The organism is Kribbella sp. NBC_01245 (assembly GCF_036226525.1).
Taxonomy (GTDB): domain Bacteria; phylum Actinomycetota; class Actinomycetes; order Propionibacteriales; family Kribbellaceae; genus Kribbella.
Genome location: NZ_CP108487.1, coordinates 7,865,183 through 7,890,905, shown reverse-complemented (window position 1 = coordinate 7,890,905; position 25,723 = coordinate 7,865,183). Strand labels below are relative to the sequence as shown.

At 68.0% G+C, this 25,723-nt stretch carries 25 protein-coding genes; 8 read left to right on the top strand and 17 right to left on the bottom strand.

Annotated elements, in window-relative coordinates:
• Positions 1-44 precede the first annotated feature (44 nt).
• A complete protein-coding gene (locus OG394_RS36340; protein WP_328991806.1) occupies positions 45-1,364 on the top strand; it encodes an ABC1 kinase family protein in 1,320 nt (439 codons plus the stop codon).
• Between the two features lie 33 nt (positions 1,365-1,397).
• On the opposite strand, the gene OG394_RS36335 is transcribed toward OG394_RS36340, so the two are convergent.
• The 4 genes from OG394_RS36335 to OG394_RS36320 all read right to left on the bottom strand — a co-directional run bounded on the left by OG394_RS36335 (position 1,398) and on the right by OG394_RS36320 (position 4,943).
• Positions 1,398-1,559: a hypothetical protein gene (locus OG394_RS36335; RefSeq protein ID WP_328991804.1), complete on the bottom strand. Its 162-nt coding sequence runs from the start codon at positions 1,557-1,559 to the stop codon at positions 1,398-1,400.
• A gap of 357 nt (positions 1,560-1,916) precedes the next feature.
• The gene (locus tag OG394_RS36330) at positions 1,917-2,204 is read right to left on the bottom strand and encodes a WhiB family transcriptional regulator (protein ID WP_328991803.1); all 288 of its coding nucleotides are present in this window, start codon (positions 2,202-2,204) and stop codon (positions 1,917-1,919) included.
• Positions 2,205-2,350: 146 nt separating this feature from the next.
• Complete coding sequence (locus OG394_RS36325) at positions 2,351-2,563, bottom strand: hypothetical protein (RefSeq protein ID WP_328991801.1); 213 nt, start codon at positions 2,561-2,563, stop codon at positions 2,351-2,353.
• Between the two features lie 265 nt (positions 2,564-2,828).
• Positions 2,829-4,943 carry an ATP-dependent DNA helicase UvrD2 gene (locus OG394_RS36320; protein ID WP_328991800.1) on the bottom strand — a complete coding sequence of 705 codons (2,115 nt, stop codon included), beginning with the start codon at positions 4,941-4,943 and terminating at the stop codon, positions 2,829-2,831.
• Positions 4,944-5,043: 100 nt separating this feature from the next.
• On the opposite strand from OG394_RS36320, the gene OG394_RS36315 reads away from it, so the two are divergent.
• On the top strand, positions 5,044-5,283 hold the full coding sequence (locus tag OG394_RS36315) for a mycoredoxin (RefSeq protein ID WP_328991799.1): 240 nt from the start codon (positions 5,044-5,046) through the stop codon (positions 5,281-5,283).
• A 15-nt stretch (positions 5,284-5,298) separates the two neighbouring features.
• Here the strand turns inward: OG394_RS36315 and nudC are convergent, their stop codons facing one another.
• Positions 5,299-6,231 carry an NAD(+) diphosphatase gene (gene nudC / locus OG394_RS36310; protein ID WP_328991798.1) on the bottom strand — a complete coding sequence of 311 codons (933 nt, stop codon included), beginning with the start codon at positions 6,229-6,231 and terminating at the stop codon, positions 5,299-5,301.
• Positions 6,232-6,326: 95 nt separating this feature from the next.
• Between nudC and deoD the strand changes: the two genes are divergently transcribed.
• Positions 6,327-7,040: a purine-nucleoside phosphorylase gene (gene deoD, locus OG394_RS36305; RefSeq protein ID WP_328991796.1), complete on the top strand. Its 714-nt coding sequence runs from the start codon at positions 6,327-6,329 to the stop codon at positions 7,038-7,040.
• Between the two features lie 125 nt (positions 7,041-7,165).
• Complete coding sequence (locus OG394_RS36300; RefSeq protein WP_328991795.1) at positions 7,166-7,612, top strand: hypothetical protein; 447 nt, start codon at positions 7,166-7,168, stop codon at positions 7,610-7,612.
• A 98-nt stretch (positions 7,613-7,710) separates the two neighbouring features.
• On the opposite strand, the gene OG394_RS36295 is transcribed toward OG394_RS36300, so the two are convergent.
• The 3 genes from OG394_RS36295 to OG394_RS36285 form a co-directional block, all read right to left on the bottom strand.
• Entirely contained in the window at positions 7,711-8,475 is a 765-nt protein-coding gene (locus OG394_RS36295; RefSeq protein ID WP_328991794.1) for a GOLPH3/VPS74 family protein, read from the bottom strand.
• Positions 8,476-8,542: 67 nt separating this feature from the next.
• Positions 8,543-9,223 carry a GOLPH3/VPS74 family protein gene (locus OG394_RS36290; protein ID WP_328991793.1) on the bottom strand — a complete coding sequence of 227 codons (681 nt, stop codon included), beginning with the start codon at positions 9,221-9,223 and terminating at the stop codon, positions 8,543-8,545.
• A 133-nt stretch (positions 9,224-9,356) separates the two neighbouring features.
• Entirely contained in the window at positions 9,357-9,698 is a 342-nt protein-coding gene (locus OG394_RS36285) for a hypothetical protein (RefSeq protein WP_328991792.1), read from the bottom strand.
• Between the two features lie 381 nt (positions 9,699-10,079).
• Between OG394_RS36285 and OG394_RS36280 the strand changes: the two genes are divergently transcribed.
• The 3 genes from OG394_RS36280 to OG394_RS36270 all read left to right on the top strand — a co-directional run bounded on the left by OG394_RS36280 (position 10,080) and on the right by OG394_RS36270 (position 13,082).
• Positions 10,080-10,673, top strand: a complete 594-nt coding sequence (locus tag OG394_RS36280; RefSeq protein WP_328991791.1) for a GNAT family N-acetyltransferase — start codon at positions 10,080-10,082, stop codon at positions 10,671-10,673.
• Complete coding sequence (locus OG394_RS36275; RefSeq protein ID WP_328991790.1) at positions 10,673-12,451, top strand: IucA/IucC family protein; 1,779 nt, start codon at positions 10,673-10,675, stop codon at positions 12,449-12,451. The genes OG394_RS36280 and OG394_RS36275 overlap by 1 nt, the downstream gene beginning before the upstream one ends.
• 97 nt (positions 12,452-12,548) lie before the next feature.
• Positions 12,549-13,082: a Uma2 family endonuclease gene (locus OG394_RS36270; protein WP_328991789.1), complete on the top strand. Its 534-nt coding sequence runs from the start codon at positions 12,549-12,551 to the stop codon at positions 13,080-13,082.
• A 337-nt stretch (positions 13,083-13,419) separates the two neighbouring features.
• On the opposite strand, the gene OG394_RS36265 is transcribed toward OG394_RS36270, so the two are convergent.
• From OG394_RS36265 to OG394_RS36230, 8 genes are all read right to left on the bottom strand, one after another.
• On the bottom strand, positions 13,420-16,668 hold the full coding sequence (locus tag OG394_RS36265; protein WP_328991788.1) for an ATP-dependent DNA helicase: 3,249 nt from the start codon (positions 16,666-16,668) through the stop codon (positions 13,420-13,422).
• A complete protein-coding gene (locus tag OG394_RS36260; RefSeq protein ID WP_328991787.1) occupies positions 16,668-19,895 on the bottom strand; it encodes an ATP-dependent helicase in 3,228 nt (1,075 codons plus the stop codon). Before OG394_RS36260 ends, OG394_RS36265 begins: the two co-directional genes overlap by 1 nt.
• Before the next feature lie 43 nt (positions 19,896-19,938).
• Complete coding sequence (locus OG394_RS36255; RefSeq protein ID WP_328991786.1) at positions 19,939-20,235, bottom strand: MGMT family protein; 297 nt, start codon at positions 20,233-20,235, stop codon at positions 19,939-19,941.
• Between the two features lie 4 nt (positions 20,236-20,239).
• On the bottom strand, positions 20,240-20,770 hold the full coding sequence (locus tag OG394_RS36250; RefSeq protein ID WP_328991785.1) for a hypothetical protein: 531 nt from the start codon (positions 20,768-20,770) through the stop codon (positions 20,240-20,242).
• On the bottom strand, positions 20,767-21,297 hold the full coding sequence (locus OG394_RS36245; RefSeq protein WP_328991784.1) for a hypothetical protein: 531 nt from the start codon (positions 21,295-21,297) through the stop codon (positions 20,767-20,769). Before OG394_RS36245 ends, OG394_RS36250 begins: the two co-directional genes overlap by 4 nt.
• Before the next feature lie 31 nt (positions 21,298-21,328).
• On the bottom strand, positions 21,329-21,658 hold the full coding sequence (locus tag OG394_RS36240; protein WP_328991783.1) for an SH3 domain-containing protein: 330 nt from the start codon (positions 21,656-21,658) through the stop codon (positions 21,329-21,331).
• A gap of 89 nt (positions 21,659-21,747) precedes the next feature.
• A complete protein-coding gene (locus tag OG394_RS36235; protein WP_328991782.1) occupies positions 21,748-22,587 on the bottom strand; it encodes an LLM class F420-dependent oxidoreductase in 840 nt (279 codons plus the stop codon).
• Between the two features lie 52 nt (positions 22,588-22,639).
• The gene (locus OG394_RS36230) at positions 22,640-22,906 is read right to left on the bottom strand and encodes a DUF2277 domain-containing protein (RefSeq protein ID WP_328991781.1); all 267 of its coding nucleotides are present in this window, start codon (positions 22,904-22,906) and stop codon (positions 22,640-22,642) included.
• 242 nt (positions 22,907-23,148) lie between these two features.
• On the opposite strand from OG394_RS36230, the gene OG394_RS36225 reads away from it, so the two are divergent.
• A complete protein-coding gene (locus tag OG394_RS36225; RefSeq protein WP_328991780.1) occupies positions 23,149-24,366 on the top strand; it encodes a vanadium-dependent haloperoxidase in 1,218 nt (405 codons plus the stop codon).
• 74 nt (positions 24,367-24,440) lie between these two features.
• Here the strand turns inward: OG394_RS36225 and moeZ are convergent, their stop codons facing one another.
• On the bottom strand, positions 24,441-25,631 hold the full coding sequence (gene moeZ, locus OG394_RS36220) for an adenylyltransferase/sulfurtransferase MoeZ (protein ID WP_328991779.1): 1,191 nt from the start codon (positions 25,629-25,631) through the stop codon (positions 24,441-24,443).
• Positions 25,632-25,723 lie beyond the last annotated feature (92 nt).

The window sequence follows — 25,723 nt, the reverse complement described above, 5'->3', positions numbered from 1 at the left end:
CTCCGCCGCCCCTGCCTCAATACCGGCTTGTGCGGGACGACAGAATGAACCCTGTGTCCGACCTCCCCCGCAAGGCACTCAGCCGAACCGCGAAATTGGCCTCCCTTCCGCTAGGTGCGGCCGGGCGTGCCACCGTCGGCCTGGGCAAGCGGATCGGCGGAGCTCCGGCCGAGACCGTGCTGGCCGAGTTCCAGCGCCGGACGGCCGACCAGTTGTTCTCCGTCCTTGGTGAGCTCAAGGGCGGCGCGATGAAATTCGGGCAGATGCTGAGCCTGATGGAGTCGGCGATGCCCGAGGAGTTCGCCGCGCCGTACCGGGCGACTCTGACCAAGCTGCAGGACTCCGCACCACCGATGCCGGCCTCGACCGTGCACACGATCCTGTCCCGCGAGCTGGGCTCCAAATGGCGCGACCGGTTCACCGAGTTCGACGACATCCCGGCGGCCGCGGCGTCGATCGGCCAGGTCCATCGCGGGGTGCTCAAGGACGGCCGCGAGGTCGCGGTCAAACTGCAGTATCCGGGTGCCGCGGAAGCGCTGCGGGCGGATCTGCGCCAGCTCGGCCGGGTCGCCCGGACCTTCGGCTCCTGGGTGCCCGGGCTCGACCTCAAACCGCTGATCGCCGAATTGCAGGAGCGGATCGGTGAGGAGCTCGACTACGACCGCGAGGCGCAGGCCCAGCAGGCGTATGCCATCGCGTTCGCCGACCACCCCGAGTTCGTCGTACCGCGGGTGATCAAGCACTCCCCGAAGGCCATCGTGAGCGAGTGGATCGAGGGTTCACCGCTGTCCGGCGTCATCGCGAACGGGACGAAGACCGAGCGGGACGAGATCGGCCTGAAGTACGTCCGGTTCATGTTCAGCGGTCCGAAACTGGCCGGCCTGCTGCATTCGGACCCGCATCCCGGCAACTACCGGGTGATGGCGGACGGACGGCTCGGCGTGGTCGATTTCGGCCTCTGCGCCCGCCTGCCCGACGGCCTGCCGCCCGAGATCGGCCGGTTGCTGCGGATCTCGCTCAAGGGTGACGGCGACCAGGTGGTGGCCGGGCTGCGCGAGGTCGGCTTCATCAAGCCGCGGATGGAGGTCGACCCGCAGCAGCTGATCGACTACCTGGCGCCCTTCGCCGAGCCGGCCCGGGCCGCGGAGTTCCAGTTCAGCCGGGCCTGGATGCGCGAACAGGCCAGCCGGACGAGCGACTTCCGCTCCCCCAACGCGTCCCTCGCGCTCAAGCTGAACCTGCCCCCGTCGTACCTGCTGATCCACCGGGTCTGGATCGGCGGTGTGGCCGTGCTCTCCCAGCTGGAGGCCCAGGCGCCGTTCCGCTCCGTGCTCGAGGAGTTCCTCCCCGGCTTCCAGGACTGACCGGCGCGGGCCCCAGCAGACCCTCCTGCGGGGTCACCACCAGGCGGGGTCTAGCTTGCTCTCGATCGCGCGGAGGTGTTCGCGGGCGCAGCGGTCGCAGAAGAGGACCTTGCGGCCGTTCTCGACCGAGGCGATCCAGGTGAGCGGGAGTTCGGCCGCGGTCTGCCCGCAGAACCCACATACCACTTGTTCCATAAATCCATTCTGCACCGAAAACGCCAAGGGGCGGCATCCCGCGATGGGATGCCGCCCCTTGGACTCGTGATGAATGCCGGACCCTCGCGGGTGCCGGTGGATCAGACCAGACGGGCTACTGCGAGCCTCGCTTTGGCGGAGGCGCGGTCAGCGCGTCGCCTGGCCCGGTCGAGCTGTCGCTGTGCACGGGCCAGCTGGTTGGCCAGGTGCATGCGGCGGCTCTGCTCGGCGTCGATCAGCACCTGCCGACAGTGGGCACGCGCGAGATCTTCTTGAAGTAAATGCATTTCGTTTCTCCTGGTGAAAGTCTGTGTTTTCAAAGTCGTCATTGGAAGTCGTCTCGATTCGGGCGGATGATCAGGCGGCGGCGATGCTGTCGCTCTTACGTGGACGGCCACGGGGCCGCTTGCGTGGAACCACCACGCCCTGGACGAACAGCTGACCGCCCCACACGCCCCACGGCTCGGAACGCTCGAGCGCTCCGGCGAGGCACTGCTCCATCAAGGGGCAGGTGGTGCAGAGGGACTTCGCGTACTCAACGTCCGCCGGGGATTCGGCGAAGAAGAGCTCCGGTGCGTAGGACCGACAGGGCAGGTCCTGCTCCGTTGCAACCTCGGTAAACGCATCGAGGAAGCTGATACTCATTCCGGTCACCTCCTAGTGACTTTCTTGCTGTTGTTGCTTGTCTCTTGTCGTCGGTACCGACCACCGGCTGGTGGCCGACAAACAAAAGGGCCGCGGGACCCTGAGCGGGTTCCGCGGCCTTGGAGGTGCCGGCTGACTTGTGAAAGTCAGACCGGTGGACTCCATGCTCGAGAACCCAAACCGCCGTAGCCGCCGTCCGTGATCGGAGCGCCCAGAACCTGGGTGTCCTGCAGGAGCGGCTTCACAACGGTCGCGACGCGCAGACGCGGCGACGAGGCACCCTGGATCAGGGCGTGCTTCACCAACGCATCGTTAAAGCAAACGTTCGTCGTCATCTGCATCGCCTTCTGAGTGATCATTTCCGGGGCACCTCCTCTCGTTGTGGCAAACGGGCGGTGAAGCTCGTCGCTATGGTTCGAATGAAGTTTTCGGCCAAACCGCGGCCGCAGCAAGAAGACTACGCCGACCTTCGAGGAGGCCGCAAACTATTTATCGCAGAACTTCTGGGAACTTCCGGCCAAGGCCGAAAGATGCCGTCACGTTGCCCTTTTGGGCAACTGAACGACCACGCTGGGCGATCGTTGCCTCGTCACTCTATCGGCGGCGGCCCAGGCGCGAAAGGCATTAAAGAGAACAGATCCTGAGCACGTCCTCGCCGTACTTGTCGACCTTCACACGGCCGATCCCGGCGATCCGCAACAAGGACAACTCATCGGTAGGCCGGATCTCGGCCACCGCCGTGAGCGTGGCATCAGTCAGTACGACGAAGGCGGGCACCCGATCCGCGTCAGCGCGCTCGGCCCGCCAGGCGTGCAGCCGGTCGAACAGCTCCTGGTCGATCGTCGACGGGCAGTCCTCGCAGCGGCCCAGCTTGCGGGCGGCCGGTTCGACCAGCCCGCGCCCGCAGATCCGGCAGCGTGCCACCGTCTTCCGCTCGTCGCGCGAGCCACGGGTGAACCGGGACTCACTCGCCGCAGCCGGTTTCGAACTGCGCACGCCGATCGGATCCAGGAACCGGCTCGGCCCGCGCTGCCCCCGGCCACCTGGCGACCGGGCCAGCGACCAGCTGATGCAGAGGCCGTCCTTCGCCCGAGTGACGCCTACATAGAACAGCCGCCGCTCCTCCTCCACCTGGGCCGGCGTCTGGGCGTAGCTGATCGGCAGCGTGCCCTCATGCGCTCCGACGATGAAGACGTGCCCCCACTCGAGGCCCTTCGCCGCGTGCAGTGTCGCCAGCGTGACGCCCTCGGCGACCGGGGCGTGCTGAATCGCGGCCCGGCGGTCCAGCTCGGCCATCAACTCGGGCAGCCCGGCGGCCGGGTGTTGCGCGGCGAAGTCCTCGGTCATGGTCACCAGGGCCGCCAGGGACTCCCAGCGATCCCGCACTGCCCCTATCCCGGCCGGCGCCTCGGCGCTCCAGCCTGCGCCGCTCAGCACCGCCTTGACCGTCTCGGGCAAGGAGTCGCGGTTGTCCCCCGACTTGGCCTGGCCGCGGAGCAGCACGGCGGCCTGGCGGATCTCGGCCCGCTCGAAGAAGCGCTCGGCGCCCTTCAGCACGGCCGGGATACGTCGCTCGGCGAGGGCCTGCTCGAAGTTCTCCGACTGGGCGTTGATCCGGAACAGGATGGCGATCTCCCGCAGCGGCACGCCACCGTCGCGCAGCCGCTCGATCGCCCGCGCGATCGACCCGGCCTCGGCCACCTCGTCGGAGAACTCCCGGAACGTCGGCTCCGCCCCGGCCTCACGCTGGCTGCGGAGCTGGACCCGGCCGGGCAGCCCGGCGGCCCCGGTCGCGTCGAGCACCTTGTTCGCCACTTCGACGATCTGCGGGGTAGAGCGGTAGTCGCGGACCAGCTTGATCACGGCCGCGTCGGGATGGCGGCCGGCGAACTGCACCAGGTTCGCCGGGTCGGCGCCGGCCCAGGAGTAGATGGTCTGAGCCGGGTCGCCGACCACGCAGACCTCTTGGCGGCCGCCGAGCCACAGCTCGAGCAGGGTCTGCTGCAGCGGCGAGACGTCCTGATACTCGTCCACGACGAAGTGGCGGTACTGCTTACGCACCTCGGCGGCGGTCCGCTCGTCCTCCGCGAGCAGGGCGACCGCGCAGAGCAGCACGTCCTCCAGGTCGATCCGGCCGCGCTCGTGCTTCACGTCCTCGTAGGCGGCGAAGATGTGCGAGATCGTCTGCGGGTCGAACGCGGCCAGCGCTCGCGCCGAGGCGGGCGCCACCCTCGCGTAGTCGTCGGGCCGGACGTTGCTCACCTTGGCCCACTCGATCTCACCGGCCAGGTCCCGCAGGGCCGGGGTGTCGACCCGGACCCGGCAGCGCGAGGCCGCCTCGGTCAGCAGCGGGAACTTCCGGTCGATGATCGGCGGCAGCTCACCACCGAACACCTTCGGCCAGAAGAAGCGCGCCTGTCGCAACGCCGCCGAGTGGAACGTCCGCGCCTGTACGCCGGTCGCACCGAGCTGGGCCAGCCGCCCGCGCATCTCGCCGGCGGCCCGCTGGGTGAACGTCACCGCCAGCACCCGGGCCGGGTCATACGTCCCGGTGCGAACGCCGTACGCGATCCGGTGGGTGATCGCGCGGGTCTTGCCGGTACCTGCTCCGGCCATCACGCAGACCGGCCCGTGCAGCGCCATCGCGACGGCGCGCTGCTCCGGGTCGAGGGCTGCCAGCAGGGCGTCGGCCGACTGCATGACAGCATTCTGTGTGAGATCGCTCACGGACTGAGACATACGGGAACAGCACCACCAGGGGCTTGGTTCGGATACTTCGAGAGCAACAGTAGACGGGCCGACCGACAGTGCCCGACAGCTCAGAGACGGAGATGCCTCGATGGCCGCCTTCACGATGTACTCGACCCCGTGGTGTGGTTACTGCCACCGCCTGAAGGGCCAGCTCAAGCGGGCCGGGATCAAGTTCAGCGAGGTCGACATCGAGCAGCAGCCGGAGGCCGCCAAGATCGTCGAGAAGGTCAACAACGGCAACCAGACGGTGCCGACCGTGGTCTTCCCCGACGGCACCGCGATGACCAACCCGAGCCTGGCCCAGATCGCCGACAAGCTCGCGGCCTGAGTCTTACTCTCGGACTTACCAGGAACCGGGTAGATCCGAGCCGTACCAGCCTTCGATCAACCGCCGGGAGATGCTGACCGAGCCGGGGATGACGACCTCCCCGGTGTCGGCGGCCGCCTTCAGGTCCTCCCGGCTGAACCAGCGCGCGTCGACGATCTCGTCTTCGTCGACGTCGATCGTCGTCTCCGTGGCCACCGCGTAGAACCCGAGCATCAGGCTCGACGGCATCGGCCACGGCTGGCTGCCGACGTACCGCACGTCGTTCCCGACGACCACGCCCGACTCCTCCAGCACCTCACGCCGTACGGCGGACTCGAGGCTCTCCCCCGGCTCGACGAATCCCGCGAGCGTCGAGTACCTGCCTTCGGGCCAGCCCACGCCCCGGCCGAGCAGCGCGCGGTCCTGGTCGTCCGTGACCAGCACGATGACCGCCGGGTCGCTGCGCGGGAAATGGCTCGCTCCGCAGGCCGGGCAGCGGCGGACGTGGCCCGCGTCGATGATCTCCGTGCGCGCGCCACAGCGGGCGCAGTGCGGGTGGGTGCCGTGCCAGTTCGCCAGGCCGACCAGGTTGACCGCGATCCCGGCCTCCCGATCGTCCAGTACGGCGCCGGCTTCGCGCAGTGACGCAAAACTGTCGGTGGCCTCCGCAAGCATGATCGCGAACACCGCTCGACCCTCCGCGGTCTGGCCGGCACCGGCTACCCGGTCGATGCCGAGGAAGATGCGTTCGCCGTCGGGCGCGTCGGCCGGGCTGACGAAGGCGAGCGCGGTGCGGTCGTCGTTCACTGCCACGCGCTGGTCACCAGGTTTGCCGGCGACGAGTGCGACCTGGGTGTCCGGGAGCTCCCAGGCCTGACTCAGCCAGGCGGTGTCGCGGCGACGGTCGGCCGCGCGGTCGAGCGCGGATCGGGACAAGGCAAGGGAGGAGTGGTCGATCGAGTACGGCACACCATCAACCTATCTCGGCACGCCTGCATGCTCGGCACGCCTGGGAGCTCGGCACCGCTGCGTTCTCGGCACCGCTGCGTGAGAGCATCGCGTGCATGAGTGTTCATATCGCCGCTTCGAAGGGGCAGATCGCACCGCGAGTGCTGTTCCCCGGGGATCCCCTGCGGGCCAAGTGGATCGCCGAGACCTATCTGTCCGACGTCACCTGCTACACCGAGATCCGGAACATGTTCGGGTTCACCGGCACGTACAAGGGTGAGCGGATCTCCGTGCAGGGCTCCGGCATGGGCCAGCCGTCGGCCGCGATCTACGCCAACGAGCTGTTCACCGAGTACGACGTACAGACGCTGATCCGGGTCGGTACCTGTGGCGCGATCTCGGAGAGCGTGCGGATTCGCGACGTCATCATCGCGATGTCGGCCAGCACCGACTCGCAGATGAACCGGCTGCGCTTCCACGGCATCGACTACGCGCCGACGGCCGACTACAAGCTGCTGCGCGCCGCCGTCGACAACGCCGAGGCCGCCGGGCTCAACGTGCACGTCGGTGGCGTCTTCTCGGGCGACCTGTTCTACAACGACCGCCCGGATCTGGTGAACCGCACCGCGGAGTACGGCGTGCTCGCGATCGAGATGGAGGCCTCCGCGCTGTACACGCTGGCCGCCAAGTTCGGCCGCCGCGCGCTCGGCATCATGACCGTGTCGGACCACCTCATCACGAAGGAGGAGACCTCTGCCGAAGAGCGTCAGACCACCTTCTCGGAGATGATCACGATCGCCCTGGACGCTGCGATCGAGGTGCCGGTCTGAAGCGCTCCGCCGTCGCGTGCCTGAGTGTTGTCCTGCTCGCCGCGACGGCCTGCTCCGGCTCCTCGGACAAGCCCAGCGCTGGTTCCACGCCTCCGGCCGCCTCGAGTTCCACCAGCACTGAGCCGGTGAGTACGCCTAGCGGCAAGCCGGCGCTGGTGACGCCACCGATGGCGCAGCTGACCGCCGCCCAGGTCGTGACCGGTCTGACCGGGGCCGGTTATACGTGCGGCAAGGACTCGACGTACGCCATCTGTGAGTCGGGCCCGATCTCGGTCTGGGTGCTGACCGGAAAGCACAAGCGGGTGCCGGTCGTCTCGTTGCACTCGATCGGCAAGGTCGACCAGGCGCATGCCGCGATCGCGAAGGACCTGCCGAAGGCGCTGGAAACCGCGCATGTGAACGAGGTCTGGCTGGTCGCGGACTGGTTCGGCAAGCAGGCCGGCAAGACCGCGACCAAGACCACGATCGGCGACTGGAAGGTCGACCTCTCCGCCGAGGCCGATTCCGAGGAGCCAGGTGTGCACCTGACGCTGACGGACAAGTTCTGTACGGCGAACTGTCAGGCCGAGTAGTTCGGTAACACCTGGCCGAACACCGCCCACAGCCGTCAACGCCTTGGTCAGGCGCTCGTCTTGGTCAGGCGCTCGTCTTGGTCAGGCGCTCGTCTTGGTCAGGCGCTGGCGGCGTCGGGCGGGTTCGTGCCGGCCACCGCGATGGCCGCGGTCACGCCGGTCTGGATCGCGCCGAGTACACCCTCGGCGGCAGCGTTCTCGGTGGCGATCTCCGCGGCCCGGCGGCGCAACGCCTTGCGCCCCATCGGGCCGGTGAGCACCTTCGGTACGACGTGCTGGGCGTGCAGCAGCGTGATGAGTACGCCGGTCCGATCGCTCGGCGTATTGCCGAACTTGAGCGCACTCTCCAGCCCGGCGCGAACCTCCAGACCGTGACCGGCATCGCGTGCGGTCCAGCGCGTGACGGGCAACACGCGTTCGCGATCGGCCTGCAGAATCCCCTTATCGGTAAGGCGATCCAGCAACTCCGCGCGCAGCTCCTTGGCGACCTTCGGCACCAGGTTCACCGGGCGCAGGCCGTTCTTGGTCACCTTGCCTTTGGTGACCGTGCGGCCCTTGGCGGTCAGGATGGCCAGCCGGCGATCCAGCAGCTCGTCCCCCGTCGGCGAATCGTCGATCGCGACCAGGCGGCCGTTCTTGCCCAGGTCGCGACCTGTCTCGCCTCTCGTCTTGCCGCCCGTCTCGCCCGTCTCGCCCGTGTCGCCGCCCGTCTCGTCGCTCGAGAGCATGCCGACCCGGCCGCGCATCGCCAGCTCGATCAGGATCGCGCCCGCCAACGCGTAGTCGGCACTTGGCGATCCCCCGACCGGCCTATCGCTGTCGTCGTCGTGCAGCAGCAACAGCAGGTCCTCCGCGATCAGCATGTGACCGACGCTACTGCCTGAGGGGCCGAAAACACCGTGGCGGCGCACAAGAAGACCGGCTCAGGGTTCACGAACCAGACGACGCGCCCGCTGATGCGCTCACCACGATCGCGGCCGTGAGCGCCGCCTGCACTGCCTGGACCGCTTGGCGAACGGCGTCGGCCGCCCACGCCGACTCGGCGATCTCCTTGGCGCGACGCTTCAGGGCTTTCTTGTCGACCGAGTCCGCGACCACCTTCGGTACGACGTTCAGGGCATGGAGCAACGCGATCAGCGCCGCCGTACGGTCGTCCGGCTGCGTGCCGAGCTTCAGGGCGCTCTCGAGCCCCGCGCGCACCTGCAGTTCGTGGGTCGCGTCATTGGCCGGCCAGCGGGTGACCGGGAACAGCCCGAGCACCTTGTCCTTCTCGGCCTGCAACACGCCCTTCTCACTCAACCTGGCCAGCAGTTCGCCACGAAGCTTCTTCGAAACCTTGTCGAGCACGTTCTTGGGCTTGGCGCCCTCGCGGTCGGTCAGCAGCGCCAGCCGGGCGTCGAGCAGCGGGTCGCCAGTGGGCGTGCCGTCCCGCACGATCAGCCGATCCTTCTTGACCGCCTCCCCCGCGCCCGCCACGTCGACCTTGCCGAGCATGGTCAACTCGATCAGTACGGCGCCGGCCAGCGCATAGTCGAGCCCGGGGTTACCGGTCAGCGGCTTCCCTGACTCGTCGTCGTACATCAGCAGCAGCAGGTCCTCGGCGAGCAACATGCTCCGACGCTAACCCGCGACAACCTCGCCCGACATCAACCCCACGGGTTACCTCCGGCATCACCCGCAAGCCTTACCCGACGGCCGGTCGGCAGGTGCTCCAAGCCAGGTTGTCCAGCTGGGAGACACGTGCTCATCGCAGCGGGGTGGGGAGGGTGATGAGGTCGGCGGGGATTCGAGTGGTGATCTCGCGGCCGGTGCCGTCCTCGTACTGAACCAGGCCGATCCAGCCGTCGGCACAATGGACACGGCCGATCAGCCAGGCGCGGCAGCAGGTGCCCTGCACCCAGGCACTGACGTGCGCCGGCAACTCCAACCGCGTGAACGCCCTCGGATCGAACTCCAGCCTCGCGATCATGTCGGTGATCGGACCGGTGATGGTGCCGGGCCTCGGACCGGGCATGGAGTCGGCGATCGGACCAGGCATGGTGTCGGGGCTCAGACCGGGCATGGTGTCGGCGATCGGACCGGGCATGGCGGCGGGGCTCGGCGGGGTGAGCAAGGGCTCTGGCGGCGCCGCGGCGGGAGGCACGACGCTCAGCGACCCCCGAGGTCGCTGAGGCGCCGCCGGTCCGTGGCGGCGCTGGGGTCTTGTCCAGGCGATGGATGCTGTCTCGGTCATCGGTCACCACACCCTTCTGAGGCACTGGGTCAGAACGCTCACAGCGCCCGTCCTCACAGCGGCCTCACTCACCGGGCCAGCAACACGTATCCCACCTTCGACCAGCGCCCGCCCCCGCGTCTGCCCGGTCAGATCACAGAACCAAGAAACCTGAGCGGTTTGGCCGGGGTGGCGAGCATCAACTAAGGTAAGCCTTAGCTAACCGGGTACCGCCTACCTCGAAAGCAGACGATGATGCCTCGCGCCGCCCAGCACGAGCCGCTCTTCCGCCACTATGTGGCCGGGGTCGGTTCGCTCAGTCTTCGACCTTTCGACCTGGACCAGCACACCGAGCTGCTGCACGGGTGGGTGACGCAGCCGTATGCGAAGTACTGGGGCCTGCTGACGGCCGGCCTCGACGAGGTTCGCGCGGAGTACGAGCGGATCGAGCAGTCGGGGCATCACCACGCCTTCATCGGTGAGCACGACGGGCGGCCGGCATTCCTGATGGAGCGCTATGCACCGGCTCACGACCCGGTCGGGCTGACGTACGACGTGCAGCCCGGCGATATCGGCATGCACGTGCTGGTGGGGCCCGCGGAGCAGCCGATCGCCGGGTTCACCACGGCGGTGTTCGCCACGATCATGGACTACCTGTTCTGCGACCCGACGGTCGCGCGGGTGGTGGTCGAGCCCGACGTGCACAACACCAAGATCCACGCTCTCAATGACCGGATGGGCTTCCGCAAGGACAGCATCGTCGAGCTGCCCGGTGACAAGAAGGCCTGGTTGAGCTTCTGCACCCGCGAGCAGTACCTGAACGCCGTACGGATGAACGAGGCAGGTTGATGACCTTCACCGAAACCGCCAGCGCGACCGACACCGGTCACCTGACGCCGGACAACTGGGCGATCGCGAACCGGGCGCTGGTCCGCAAGGCGCTCGCCGAGTTCATCCATGAGCGGCTGTTCGAGCCGGTGGTCGATGGTGAGGAGTACGTCGTGACCGGGCCGGCCAGCGTCTACCGGTTCAGCGCGGGGCGTTATCCGCTCAACCACTGGGAGGTCTCGGCGGCGAGCATCACCCGCACGGTGGACGGGCAGCCCGCGCGGATCGACGCGCTGGACTTCATCACGGAGTTCCACGAGCAGCTCGGGATCGGCACGGAGATGTTGCCGGTCTATCTGGAGGAGATCTCCAGCACGCTGGCCAGTTCGGCGTACAAGCTGGCGAAAGCCGATCTGACCGCGGCGGAGCTGGCGACGGCCGACTTCCAGACGATCGAGTCGGCGATGACCGAGGGCCACCCGTGTTTCGTCGCTAACAACGGGCGGCTCGGCTTCGGGGTGACCGACTACCGGGCCTTCGCGCCCGAGGCCGGTGCGGCCGTGCGGCTGGTCTGGATCGGCGTACGGCGAGACCGGACGAGCGTTTCCGTGAGCAGTGCTCTCGATTATGAGCAGCTGTTGCGTTCCGAGCTCGGGCCCGAGGTGCTGGGCCGATTCGCGGCACGCATCACCGAGGCCGGCGGCAACCCGGCCGACTACCACCTGATGCCGGTGCATCCCTGGCAGTGGGAGAACAAGACCTCCATCACGTTCGCGGCGGATGTGGCCCAGCGGCACATCATCTACCTCGGCGAGAGCGACGACGACTACCAGGCGCAGCAGTCGATCCGGACCTTCTTCAACCGTTCGCATCCCGAGCGCAACTACGTGAAGACGGCGTTGTCCGTGCTGAACATGGGGTTCATGCGCGGCCTCAGCCCGACGTACATGCAGGCCACTCCGGCGATCAACGACTGGGTCTACGGCCTCGTCGAGAACGACCTGGTGCTCAAGCGGTACGGCTTCACGGTGCTTCGCGAGATCGCCGCCATCGGCTACCACAACAGCTACTACGAGGCGGCGACCGAGAAGACCTCGCCGTACCGCAAGATGCTGTCGGCGCTTTGGCGCGAGAGCCCGGTCCCCCAGCTCGGCGAGGGCGAGCGGCTGGCCTCGATGACGAGCCTCTTGCACGTCGACCGCCACGGCAAGTCCCTCGCCGCCGCGCTGATCCGCGAATCGGGTCTGACCCCGCAGGCGTGGTTCCGGACGTACGTCGACGCGTATCTGGTGCCGCTGCTGCACTGCTTCTACAACTACGAGCTGGTGTTCATGCCGCACGGCGAGAACCTCATCCTCGTACTCAAAGACGCCGTCCCGACCCGCGTGATCATGAAGGACATCGCGGAGGAGATCGCCGTCCTCAGCCCGGACACGCCACTGCCCGAAGCGGCCGAACGGGTTCGCGCCGAGGTGCCCGAGGACGAGAAGTTGCTGAGCATCTTCACCGATGTCGTCGACTGCATCTTCCGGTTCCTCAGCCCGCAACTCGATGCCGAAGGCCTGCTCACTCCCGAGGCCTTCTGGTCGGTGGTGACCGACGCGATCCGCGACTACCAGCAGGCCAATCCCGATCTCGCCGAGGCCTTCGCCCGCTACGACATCTTCGCGCCCGAGTTCGCCCTGTCCTGCCTGAACCGCCTGCAACTGCGCAACAACCAGCAGATGGTCGACCTCACCGACGTAGCCGGCAGCCTCCAGTTCATCGGCACCCTCGACAACCCCCTCACCACCACCTGACCCGACGATCTGTCCGCGCGGGGGCAACCAGGGGAACGCGCGGGCAGATCGTCGACCTGCCCTCCCCCAACGCCGTCGCCGCAGGCAACCTCGGGACGTGCACACACCTCCCCCAAGCGACATCGCCCCACCCATCGCCGACCCGGCCGGCAACGGCGCGTACTACGAACTGGTCGACGGCATGCGGATCGTGACACCAACGCCGTTGCCAGAACATCAGCGCGCGGTAGCCCAGATGTTCCGCTGGCTGGATCGCAATCTGCCGGCCGAGCTCGAGCTCTTCACCTCACCTTTGTCCTACCGCCCGACGTATGGACGCTCGCTACTGCCAGACCTGATGGTGCTGCACCGGACCGACGTCGGCCTGCTCTACATCGACAAGCCACCGCTGCTCCTGGTGGAGGTCGTGTCATCGGTGACGCGATCATCAGACCTGCTACTCAAACGCAGCCTGTACAAAGAAGCGGGCGTGCCGTCGTACTGGCTGTTCGACCCCGCCGCCGAAGAACTGACCGTCCTAGAACTCGAGAACGACACCTACGTCGAGCGAGCCAACGTCAAGGGCCAGGACGCCTTCAAAACAACCACCCCGTACGACATACGCCTCGTCCCAGCCGACCTAGTGCGCTAAGCCCCTTCCGCGACTGGTCGCGTCATGACATGACCACTCGCGGAAGGGCTTCCACAGGCAGCGCTTCGAGGCACTTCGCGGGATTGTTATCCCCAAATTGGTCGAGGGTGTGCAAGTTCCATGGGAACCGTCCGCGTTGCTCGTGATCCGGGACGCGTCCGCCAACGTCCTTCGCGTTCATTCGTCGGAATCCGCCCTCGTCCCGCCGCGGTCGGGCACCGGTCCACTGTGCTGGCGAGGGCGGATTCCGACGAATGAACGCAAAAGAAGGGCGCCGAGCGTCAATGGCGTATGGCGTGGGGCGGCGGCGTGAGGCGTACGGCGAGGTGGCGGCGGACTAGTGCGGTGACGACGCGCCGTCCAACAGCGCGACCAACTGGGGGCGGTTGGGGAGGTTGGGGTGGCGGATTACGTCGCCGGTGCGGACGTAGTAGAAGGCGGCGCCGACCTGGTCGACGGGGATGCCTACTAGTTCGGCCCAGGCGATTCGGTAGATGGCTAGTTGGAGGGGGTCGGCGGTTTCGCTGCGGGAGGTTTTCCAGTCGATGACGTCGTAGCCGCGGGAGCCGTCCGGCCGGGTTACGCGGTAGACGGCGTCGATGCGGCCGCGGATCATTCGTCCGCCGATGGCCAACGCGAAGGGGGCCTCGATCTCGTGGGGCATCAACTCGCCGTATGGGCCGTCGCGGAAGGCGTCCATCAGTTCGGTGAGGTCCGTGTCGTCGACGATGTCCTCGTCGGCCGCGCCTGGGAGGTCGTCCGGATCGAGTAGTAGTTGCTGGCCGAAGTACGTCTCGACCCAGGCATGGAAGCGCGTGCCGAATCGTGCCGCCCGGTTGGGCTTTCGCGGCATCGGGCGGGCGAGTTCGGCGGCGAGGCCGTCCGGGTCTTTCGCGAGGCGCATCACCTGGGTCGCCGACAACGCGGCGGGCAGCTCCACGTCGTACGCCTTGCGGCTCCGGCTTTCCCGAGCTTCCGACAGCAGGCGCTCGATCTCGGAGTCCCACCGGGCCACGGTCGCGGCCTCGTCGAGGAGGAGGTCCGCCTCGTTGTCCTCGTCCGGCCCGTACGCCTGGGCGTGCCGCACCAGCTCCACGGCCTCGAGCCGACGCGCCCGAGCATCGACGTCCAACGGCGCGGGCCACGCGGCCTGGGTCTGCTCGGCGAGCTCGGGGTTCTCCACCTCGGGGTCCGGCGTCTCCGCCCAAGCGACGACGCGATCGCCCGCGTGCCGACGCAGCAATTCCAGGTACGACGAGGGGCCGCGCGGGCGTTTTTGCGTGGGTCCCCACCAGTGGCCCGTGGCGATCAGCACTTCCTTGGCACGCGTGAACGCGACATACCCAAGGCGGCGCTCCTCCAGCGAGTTGACCTCCTTGCACGCCTCGGCGAAGTCCTTCAGTCCAGCGTTCGACAAATCCCCAATCTCAGGCAACGTGTCGGCGTCACCGCGCAACGGCCACGGCAGCACCTTCGCGTTGGTGGTCCACTTCTCCCGGCCGCGGTCGCTCGGGAAGACCTTGTTCACCAAAGTCGGTACGAAGACGACCGGCCACTCCAACCCCTTGGACCGATGGGTGGTGAGCAGCTTGACCGAGTCCGCCTCGCTCGGCACGGCGAGGTCGAGCCCGGCTGCGTACTCCTCCTCGGCCGCGAGATACGCGAGCAGGCCGTCGAGCGAACCACTCGAGTCCGTGGAGACGAAACTCCCGACCGCATCGAGGAAGGCGGCGAGATGATCCCGGCGACCCGCGTCCACGTGCGCCGGGGTGGCGGTCAGCTCGACGTCGAGCCCGATCGTCGAGATCACCCGGCGGACCAGGTCCAGCAACGGCTCCCCCGCATGCGCGCGCAACTCGCGCAGTTCAAGAGAGAGCTCCTTGAACCGGACCAACGCCTCGGCCGAATACCCCCACGTCTCCGGGCCCGGATCGTCGACGGCTTCCGCGAGCGAGATGACCTCGGTCGAGTCCATCCCGGCGACGGCCGCGTCGAGCGCCGCCACCAGGTCATCCGCGGCCGGACGATCTCCCGAGTCGGCCAGCCTTCGTGCCCGGTTGGCCAAAAGCGCGAGGTCGCGATGACCGATCCGATAGCGCGGTCCGGTGAGGATGCGCAGCATCGCCGCATTCGCCGTCAAGTCGTTGACCGCCTGCAAGGTGGCGACGACGTCGACCACCTCGGGCAGCGCCAGCAGTCCGCCAAGACCGACGACCTCGACCGGGACCCGCCGCGAGATCAAGGCTTCGTGCACCGCGGACAGATCGACGTTCGTCCGCATCAGGATACCGATGTCCTTCCACCGGCGGCCCGTCGTCTTGTGCGCGGCGACGATCGAGTCCGCGACCCACTCGATCTCCTGCGAGCGCGTCTCGAACAACCCAACGGTGATGGCACCAGTCGGCGCGTTAGACGGCGCCTCAAGCGGGATGACGCCGGGGTGACGCTCGTACAACTCGGTGGCGTGCTGGTTCGCGGCGGCCAGGATGGCGCTGCCGGATCGCCTGTTCACGCTCAGGACGTACCGATGGGCAGGCGACCCGTCCACTTGCGGGAAGTGCAAGGGGAACTCGTCCAGGTTGGCGACCGACGCGCCACGCCAGCCGTAAATCGCCTGACACGGATCACCCACCGCCGTGACCGCATGCCCGCGACCCGCCTCAGAAGACGGACCCGTGAACAAAGCCGTCAACATCCGCCGCTGCGAAACCGAAGTGTCCTGATACTCGTCCAGCAGCACGACCTTGAACCGCGCCCGCTCGATCACCGGCACCTCAGGACACTCCTCCGCCAGCCGCGCCCCCAGCGCCATCTGGTCCGCGAAGTCGACCACACCCCGCTCGACCTTGTACGCCTGATACTCCTCGACGAGCTGCAGGATCTCCCCACGCTTCAACGCGGTCTCGGCCAGCTTCTTCACCTCGACGGTCTGCTTCCGCGCGGCAGCCACCTCGGACCGGACAGCCTCGTCATGCGACCGGATGTCCTCCGCGCGCACGAGGTGATCCGCCAGCTCGCCGTCGAGCGCGAGCAGGCTGTTCACGAGGGTCGGCACATGGTGTGAGGCAAAGCGAATCGGCCCATCAGATCGCCGTACGACCCGACCCGCCAATTGGAATCGCGTCGCGTCGGCGAGGACGCGCACATCCGGTTCGAGGCCCAACCGCAGCCCGTGTTCGGCGATCAGCGCGCCCGCGAAGGCGTGGTACGTCGACACGACCGGCTCGCCTGCTTCCTCCACCTCGTCCAGGCCGCTGCGCAGATGGGCGGCCAGCACGGGCGGGACGTCGGACCGCAGCGGCAGACCCAGTACGCCGGCCTTGGTCAGATCGTCGCGGATCCGCACGTCGAGCTCGTTGGCCGCCTTCTTCGTGAAGGTCAGACCGAGCACTTCCTCGGGTTTGACCTGTCCGGTGCAGATCAGCCAGACCACGCGTGCGGCCATCGCCGTCGTCTTTCCCGAACCCGCACCGGCCACGATCACGCCTGGCGAGAGTGGTGCGGTGATGGCTTGCAACTGCTGATCGCTGAAGGGAATGCCGAGCAGATCGCAGAGCTCCGCCGGCGTCGTCAACGTCACCCGCATCAGACGATCTCCCGGCCTTCGGGCTGAATCGGGCACATCGGCCGCACCTGGCACCGGGCGCAGCCGTCATTCCGCTTGGCCACGAACTCCTCCTTGCGCACCATCGCGGCCGCCTCGTCCACCGCCTCGTCCAGCCAGGTCTTGCCGTTCTCGTCGGGCTCCAGCGGCGCCTGCCCCTGCACCTTCGGCAGACCGCTGTCGTCATGCCGCAACTGGACCAGCTCCGCACCACCGCTGCGCGCGTCCTCGGGGAGGTGCTTCAACTGGCGGGACTCGATCGCGCGCTGGTAGATCGCGAGCTGAACGTGTCGCGCGAGCGCGGGCTTGGTCGGCGTCGTACGACCCGTCTTCAGGTCGATCACGCGGATCGCCTCGTCGGAATCCGCCTCGACCCGGTCCATCCGGCCCTTCACCAGGACCTCGGGTTTGTCCGCATCCGGCAACAGCACCTCGAACGGCACCTCGGATCCGAGCAGCGTCCGATCCGGCCGCGCCTTGTGCCAGGCGACGAACCGGCGCAGCGCCAGCTCGGCCTCACCTCGCTCGCGATCGGAGATCCAGCTGGATTCGAAGTCGAGCTGACTCCACACCTTGTCGAGCCATCCGCTCAACTCGTTCGCGTCGGCCGGCAGCGTGCCGGTGGCGACCGCGTCCGCGAGCGTATGCAGGACCATGCCGAACCCGATCGCCGTCGTACCAGCGGTCTCCCCACCGGCCCGGCGCTCCAGGAACCAACGCAGCGGGCAATCCACGATCGTGGTCAGCGCACTGCCCGACAACGGCACCGGCAGATCCGGATCCACCACCGGGCGCTCGGCCTCGGTCCGATCGCGCACACCCCACCAGCGGGACGGATCGGCCGTCGGCACCAGGGCATGCCCTCGCTCGTCGAAGGCCCCGGCCAACTGGGCAAGGCGATCCGCGGCCGCACGGCGAAGCGCCGGGGACGACGCCGGATCCGCCAGCACGCAGCGCAGATCCGCCACCAGACCCGACAGCGACAGCGGCCGGCGCGGTCGCCCGGGCACGAGCTTCAACGGGATGTCCAGCTCGGCGAGCAACCGCGATGGCTGGTCGCCGTCGGCCTCGGGCGCCTGCACCGCCGTCACGATCAACCGCTGCCTCGCCCGCGTGATCGCGACATAGAACAGCCGCCGCTCCTCCGCCAGCAACGCCCCCGCCGACAGCGGCTCGATCAAGCCCTCGCGACCAAGGCGATCCGGCTCCAGCAACGACCCGCGCCGACGCAGGTTGGGCCACTGCCCCTCCTGCACACCGGCCACCACGACCAATCGCCATTGCAGGCCTTTGGACCGATGGGCGGTCATGAGCTGTACGCCGGCCTCGCGGTACGTCGCGTCGTATCGGTTGTCACCCGCGATGTCGAGGGATTCCAGCTCGGCCAGGAACGCGCTCACGCCCTTGAACCCGACCTGCTCCTCGGCCCGGCTCGCCGCGTCGAACAACGCGCAGAGCGAGTCGAGATCCCGGTTCGCCGCGCGGGCCACCTCGCCACCGCTGTTCGACTGGGCGCGGAGTTTGCGCAGCCAGGGCGACTCCGACCACAGCGACCACATCACCTCATCCGGCGCGGCACCGGCGGTCACGATATTCCTTGCCTTGAGCAACCTTTCACCCAGCGCCACAAATCGGGCCGCGGCGGTCGACGCCTGCTCGTCCAGCAGCAACGGCTCGAGCAGCGCCTCGCGCAACAACTCGTCCGACGGTCGGGGCAGGCGCTGCCCGGCGGCCCGCTCGCGATCGTGTTTGCGCAGGTCCCGGGCCAATCGCCGCAGCTGGCCGGCGTCCATCGCGCCCAACGGCGACAAGGCAAGCGCCCGCACTACGTCGACGGTCAGCGTGGCCGGGTCCGCGACGGCCCGAAGCGCGAGCAGCATCGGCCGTACGGCGGGCTCGCGCGATAGCGGCAACTCGTCGCCCGCCACGTCGACCGGAATCCCCGCGGCCGCGAGCGCCCGACGCAACGGCGGAATCGAGTGCTTCCCGGAACGGACCAGCACGGCCATCTCGTGCCAGCCGACTCCGTCTTGCACGTGCGCCCGGCGAAGCAGGTCGGCGATGTGCTCGAGCTCGGCGCCACTGGTCGAGTAGAGGTTGGCCTCGACCTTGCCCGGGCCATAAACGCAGCCACTCGCGTCGGGATCACGGAACCGCTCGAACGTCTCGCGATCGAGCGTGCCCGGCACGCCGAGGCGGTTCACCACGTTGCGCGAGACGCGCTGCAGCGTCGTACCAAAGCGGCGAGTTGTCCCGAGCGCGATCTGAGCTGCGGGCCCACCCGAGGTCGTGCGGAACTCGTCGGTGAATCGCATCAGCCCGCGCACATCGGCACCACGGAACGTGTAGATCGACTGATCCGGATCGCCCACGACCACTAGATCGCGCCCGTCCCCCGCGATGGCCTGCAGCAGCTGGGTCTGACCGGGATCGGTGTCCTGGTACTCGTCGACGAAAACGACCTTGAACTCCTGCCGCAACCGAGCCTGGACCTCCGGCTGCTGCGCCAGGATCACCGCGCGATGAATCAGCTCGGAGTAGTCCAGCACCTGCTCGTGGTCGAGGATCTGCAAGTACTCCTCGAAGAAGTCGCCGACCGCCACCCACTCGGCCCGATCCGCCGACCGGCCGAGCGCGGACAGGTCCTCCGGGTCGAGCCCGAGCTGGCGCGCGCGGCCGATCACCGCCTGCACCTCGTCGGTGAAACCGCGCGTCTTCAGCGCGGCATGCAGGCTGGACGGCCAACGCACCGCACCCACCTCGCGGCTGCCGCCGAGGGCCTCGCTCAAGCGGGACGACTGCTCGGGCCCGGACGGCAACCGCAGTGGTACGTCGAACGCGTCGGCCGGCGTGAACCTACGGAGCAACGCGTAGCAGAACGAGTGGAACGTCAACGACGGCATCACGCGCGTGGTCCGCCCGAGGCGCGCGGTGATCCGGTCGCGCAACTCGGTCGCGGCCTTGCGCCCGAAGGTGAGCACGAGCACGTCATCCGGATTCAGGCCCCGGTTGGCGACCCGGTCCACCACGGCCTCGACCAGGGTGGTGGTCTTGCCCGTGCCGGGACCGGCCAGCACCAGCAACGGCCCGCCTGGATGGTCGACGACGGACTGCTGGTCGGCATCGAGCACCGGCGCCTGCACGAGGCCGCCGGCCGGACGCGCGGACGGCCGGACCAGGCGATAGCGGGAGCTGGTTCGGGCGGTCACCAGGACATCCCATCATCCGCCACCGACAATGGCCGACAGACTCTCAGGAGGACGGCCGCCAACGGGTGCTTTTCAGGTCGACCTTGCCGTTGGTGACCCGCACGCCATCGCCGCGCAGGCGTTGGATCTGCTCGTCGCCGACCTCCTCGGCCGGTACGCCGCTGGCCCGGATCACGCGCCACCACGGCACCCCGCCGCCGTACTCCCGCATGATCGCGCCGACCTGCCGCGGTCCACCCTGCCCGACGTACGCCGCGATGTCGCCGTAGGTCGCCACCTGGCCGGGCGGAATCGACTCCACCGCGACCAGCACCGCCTCGATGTACTCCTCCCGATCCACCCGTTCAGCCTCTCTCGATCCCTTGGCTCCGCCCGGCACCACGCTGATACGCGGCCGGACGTTCGCCGTTCGTCGCCGGTACGGCGCTGCTTCCGGGCGGCGCCAATCCGTCCAGCACCCGCAACTGACCGCCCGCGACACTACGACCGCGTTCGCGCAGGTCGGTATCGGTCCGCCCACCCGGCAACGGCGCATGCGTGCCGTCCTCGTACAGGCGCAGGCCGTCCGCCAGGCCACCGTCCCGGGTCTGCTCCAGCGTCATCGTGTCTGGCAGTTCGTTGGTGATCGCGCGGGCCACGGCGCCGGAGTGCAGTTCGTTGCCCGGCTCGGCGGGCCTGGACGGATCGACTGGCACGGTCTGGTTCGTCGCCGGGTCGATCACGTTGCCCGAGTACAGCAACCGCCGCGTGCCGTCGGGCGCACCCAGGTCGAACGGCGGCCGCCCGGACCGGCTCGCCTCGATCCCCTCGGCCAGCCATTGCAAGGCCTTCGCCCGGGTCCGGATCTCCGAACCGTCGGCCAGGCGGGTGGTCATCGAGCCGAGGCGTGGACGGAGAGCGCGAACGTAATACCCGGCAGTTCCTCGTCGTACCACTCGGGCGCCTTGCAGGCCAGGCGGATCTCGGCACCCGGTCGCTGCCAAACAGCCAGCCTTCTGGTGTCTTCGAGAGCTGGTTCGGACAGGAATGGCTCTTGCCCAAGTACAACTGCTGCAGCCGCGACAAGGCGGCTCCAGCGGGGTAGAGCGACTGCTACAGCCTCTGCGAACTCCTGCTCGTCACTAACGTCCCGAGCCACCAATGCCTGCTTGAGCCGGACCAGCGCGTTCTGCGGATGTACGTCGATCACCGTGCTCCTGGGCGTGTCGAAGCCCCAGGAGCGCTGGCGATCGTCGATGGACGGCCCGGGTGGCATGGGTAGCCAGCCGGTCGCAGCGGCAACTCTGTCGCGCAGTACCAGCACGTCGCCGTCAGGCCCCCACAGCCGGCTCCAGTCGCGCACGTCGGCCAGATCGGCCAGTGCGCTATGCCAGCGGCTTAGGTCCTCAGGACTGATCTCCACCCACCTGAGACTAGTGCCGAAGGGGCACTCCTCACGGCCAGGCAAGCAGGTCCGACGCCACCCAACCGCGAATGCCTGACGAGTAGCTGTAGCCGTAGACCCAGATGTGGCCGTCTTGCTCGGGCCAGGTCTGCGTACCGACCAGGCAGAACCGCTGGCCCTTCTGGAGTTGCCCGTTGATCGAGGATGACGTCGAGTGCCAGGACCGGATGTTCACGTAGTTCGACTTCGCCGCGTTCCAGTATTCGCAAGCGGTTACGGCCTGCTCGCCGTACACCCGCGCGGGTGCTGCGTCAGCCGTGATCGCGGTCGTCGAGAGCAAAGCACCGGTGATGGCGAGACCGGCGAGGAAACGTCGCATGACGGGAACCCTTTCGTCGAGGTTGCGACGAATCCTGTCAACGCGTGCCGATGCCCGCCATCCCTTGCTCCGCAGGGAAAACCTGTCCTTTAGGACAGGGTCGCGAGCGCCTTCGCGAGCGGCTCCAGTGTCTCGGGGGCAGCCCGGTGCGGGAGGTTCATGACGATCAGGTCGACACCCGCCTTTTGGTACGTCGCTGCTTCCGCGACGGCGTTCTCGAGCGGCTGCTCCGGGTCGATCCGGACATTCACCGAGCACGTGATCTCGCTGGGATCGCGGCCGATGTCGTCGCAGTGGCCGACCAGGATCTCCTTCAGCGGCAGCCATTCGTCGACGCTCGGCACGATCACGTTCCACTGCTGGGCCCATCGGGCGGCGGCTCGCAGCGTTCGCTTCGGGCCCTTGCCGCCGATCGTGATGGGCGGATGCGGGCGCTGCACGGGTTTGGGCTCGCATCGAGCATCGGTGAGTTTGACGTACCGGCCGTCGTAGTTCGTGACGGTGTCGCTGAGCAGGCCGACGATCGCCTCGACGCCTTCGTCGAACCGGTCGAACCGCTCCTTCAGCGGCGGCAGCTCGATCCCGTACGCGTCGCACTCGAGCTGGTTCCAGCCCGCGCCGACGCCGAGCTCCAGCCGACCCGCGGAGATGATGTCGACGGTCGCCGCCATGTTGGCCAGCACCGCGGGATGCCGGTAGATCATGCCGCTGACCTGACAGCCCAGGCGGATCCGCTTCGTGGCCTGCGCCAGCGCCGCGAGCGTCGTCCAGCCCTCGAGGTTCGGGCCGGTCAGATCACCGGTCAGCGGGTAGAAGTGGTCCCAGTTCCAGGCGGACTCGAAGATCTCGAACTCGTCGGCAGCGATCCACACATCGCGGAGCTGCTCCCAGGTGGTGTGTTCGGGCCGGGTCTTGATCGCGAAGCGCATGCGGAAAACGTATACCGCCCGGCCGCCTGGTGGAACCCCGTTCCAAAAACGCCTAGCTCAGGCCGAGGCGTGCTCTGACCTCGGGACGGCGCAGCGGCGGCACGGTCTGCGGTGGCACCCGGCGCTCGGGCAACTCCTCCAGCAGCGCGGTGGTGATCTTCGCGATCTCGGCCGCGGCACGCTCCAGCGGCTCCCTGGTGGTGGCGCTGATGCTGCTCACACCGGCCACCTTGCGAACGAACTGCATCGCGGCCGCCTGAATCTCTTCCGGGGTGGCGGCCGGCTCAAGGCCCCGGAGCGGAGTGATGTTTCTGCACATGTTCCGAGATTACGCGGCCGCACCGACAGTCCAACTGGAGATTTCCAAAGTCAAGTTTGTCCATCAAGTAAAACGCCCATCACGCAGTGTCGTCGGCATGCCATGATTTCGGCCATGAGTGCAGCCGTCTGGTTAGTGGCCCGTCGCCACATCGACCTGATGCGCACGTGCAGTGCCAGCTGTTGACCGTGCCCAAGCACCTTCAGCCCCGCCTGCTCGTCCCGCCTTTCCAAGGAGCATTCATGAGTCACCGCCCGCTGGGCATCTTCACGTCCCTTGCCCTCTCCACAGCCATCGCCATCACCCCCGCCGCGGCCAACCCCACGGCCCGCACCGACGTCGCACTCGAGTGGTACGACGTCACCGCGAGCACGATCTCCACCGCCGGCGCGCCCACCCAGGTCACCAACAACCGGACCTGGGCGATCGGCTGGCTCGCCGCCACCCGCGCCCTGCTGCACAAACCGGCCGCTACGCGCGACTACCAGGACGCCGCACTCGCCGGCGCCGTACACGAAACGCTGGTCACGCTCATCCCGGCCCGCGCCGCCCAACTCGACCAGGCCCTCGCCACCACGCTGGCGCGGATCCCCGACGGCTCCGCCGAGTCCACCGGTCTCGCGGAAGGACGGCGACAAGCCAAGGCGGTGCTGACCTCAAGAACAGGTGACGGGCTAGACCCGGCCTCGGTGAACGCGCCCTTCACCCCACCACCCGCTGCTCCAGGCATTTGGCAGCCCACACCGCCCGCAAACTCTCCAGCCACGCAGTACGGCAACAGGGTCGCCAAGCCCTTCCTGCTGCGTAGTGCGAACCAGTACCGACCAGGGCCGCCTCCGGCACTCGGGTCGGCTCGCTACAACCGCGACCTCACCGAGGTACGTACGGTCGGCTCAGCCGGAAGCACCACCCGCACGCAAGCCCAGACGGACACGGCCGTCTTCTGGCTCGGTTCGTCGTACGTCCTCTACACCGAGCCCGTGCGAGTAGCGCTAACCGAGACCACCGGTAAGTCCCCAGCCGACCGGGCCAAGCTCGTCGCGCTCTTCCACGTGGCAGCGGTGGACACGCAAATCGCCACCTCTGACACCAAGTACGCCTACCTGCGCTGGCGTCCCGTCACAGCCATCCGGGCCGGCGGCGACGCCACCTGGACGCCGCACCACACCACTCCTGCCCACCCGGACTACCCCAGCGGCCACACCACGTATTCCGGATCAGCCGAGCAGGTGCTGACCACGCTGGTCGGGCCGCGGACGGCCAAGCCGTACACGATCGGCAGCCCGTCGGCGCCGGGCGTCACCCGGACCTACACGACGTGGCGCAAGCTCACCGAGGAAAACGTCGACGCCCGGGTCTGGTCCGGCATCCACACCCGCACCGCTGATACGACCGGCGTCACCCTCGGCCGCCAGGTCGCCGCGAACACCCTGCGGGAGGCAAACCGCCTGCTCCGCTAAGCGACGTACGACGTACAGAAAGAAAGGGCGCCGCGGAAGGAGATCCGCGGCGCCCTTCTTCGGTTGATGCAGGGTCAGTACGACGGCTGGGACGGGTCGATCTGGTCGACCCAGGCCACCACGCCACCGCCGACGTGCACGGCGTCGGAGAAGCCTGCGCCCTTGGCGATGGCCAGCACCTCCGCCGACCGCACGCCGGACTTGCAGTGGAAGACGAGCTGCTTGTCCTGCGGCAGCTTCTCCAGCGCGACGCCGGTCTGGAAGTCGGCCTTGGGGATCAGCACCGCGCCCGGGATCCGGTTGATCTCGTACTCGTTGGGCTCGCGGACGTCGACCAGCAGGAAGTCCTTCTCGCCGTTGTCCTTGAGCTTGATCCACTCGCTCAGCTGCTTGACCGAGATTGTCGAGCCCGCCGCGGCGTCGGCCGCCTCCTCGGTGATCGCACCGCAGAAGCTCTCGTAGTCGATCAGCTCGGTGACGGTCGGGTTCTCGCCGCAGATGGCGCAGTTCGGGTCCTTGCGAACCTTCAGGGTGCGCCAGTTCAGGTCGAGGGCCTCGTAGATGTTCAGCCGGCCGAGCGACGGGTCGCCGATACCGGTGAGCAGCTTGATCGCCTCGGTGACCTGGGCCGCGCCGACGGAGGCGCAGAGCACACCGAGGACGCCGCCCTCGGCGCACGACGGCACCATGCCGGGAGGCGGCGGCTCGGGGTAGAGGCAGCGGTAGCAAGGGCCATGCTCGGCCCAGAACACGCTGATCTGCCCGTCGAACCGGAAGATCGAGCCCCACACGTACGGCTTGCCGAGCAGCACCGCGGCGTCGTTCACCAGATACCGGGTGGCGAAGTTGTCGGTGCCGTCGACGATCAGGTCGTACTGCTCGAAGATCTCGAAGACGTTGTCGTTGTCCAGCCGGACCTCGTGCAGAACGACATTGGTGTACGGGTTCGTCTCGAGGATCGAGTCCTTGGCCGACTGGGCCTTGGACTTACCGACGTCGGACTGGCCGTGAATGATCTGGCGCTGCAGGTTCGACTCGTCGACGGTGTCGAATTCGACGATGCCCAACGTGCCGACTCCGGCCGCCGCCAGGTAGAGCAGAGCGGGGCTGCCGAGCCCACCGGCGCCGATCACCAGCACCTTGGCGTTCTTCAGCCGCTTCTGCCCGGCCATCCCGACCTCGGGAATGATCAGGTGCCGCGAATACCGCCGCACCTCGTCAATGGTCAGCTCGTCAGCCGGCTCAACCAGGGGTGGAAGTGTCATACCCCCATAGTCCCCCACTCCCCAACCCTCCCCCGCACCCGTCCACATGGTGCACATCCCGGACGTTTCCAGCCCAAATCCCGGACTCCGTA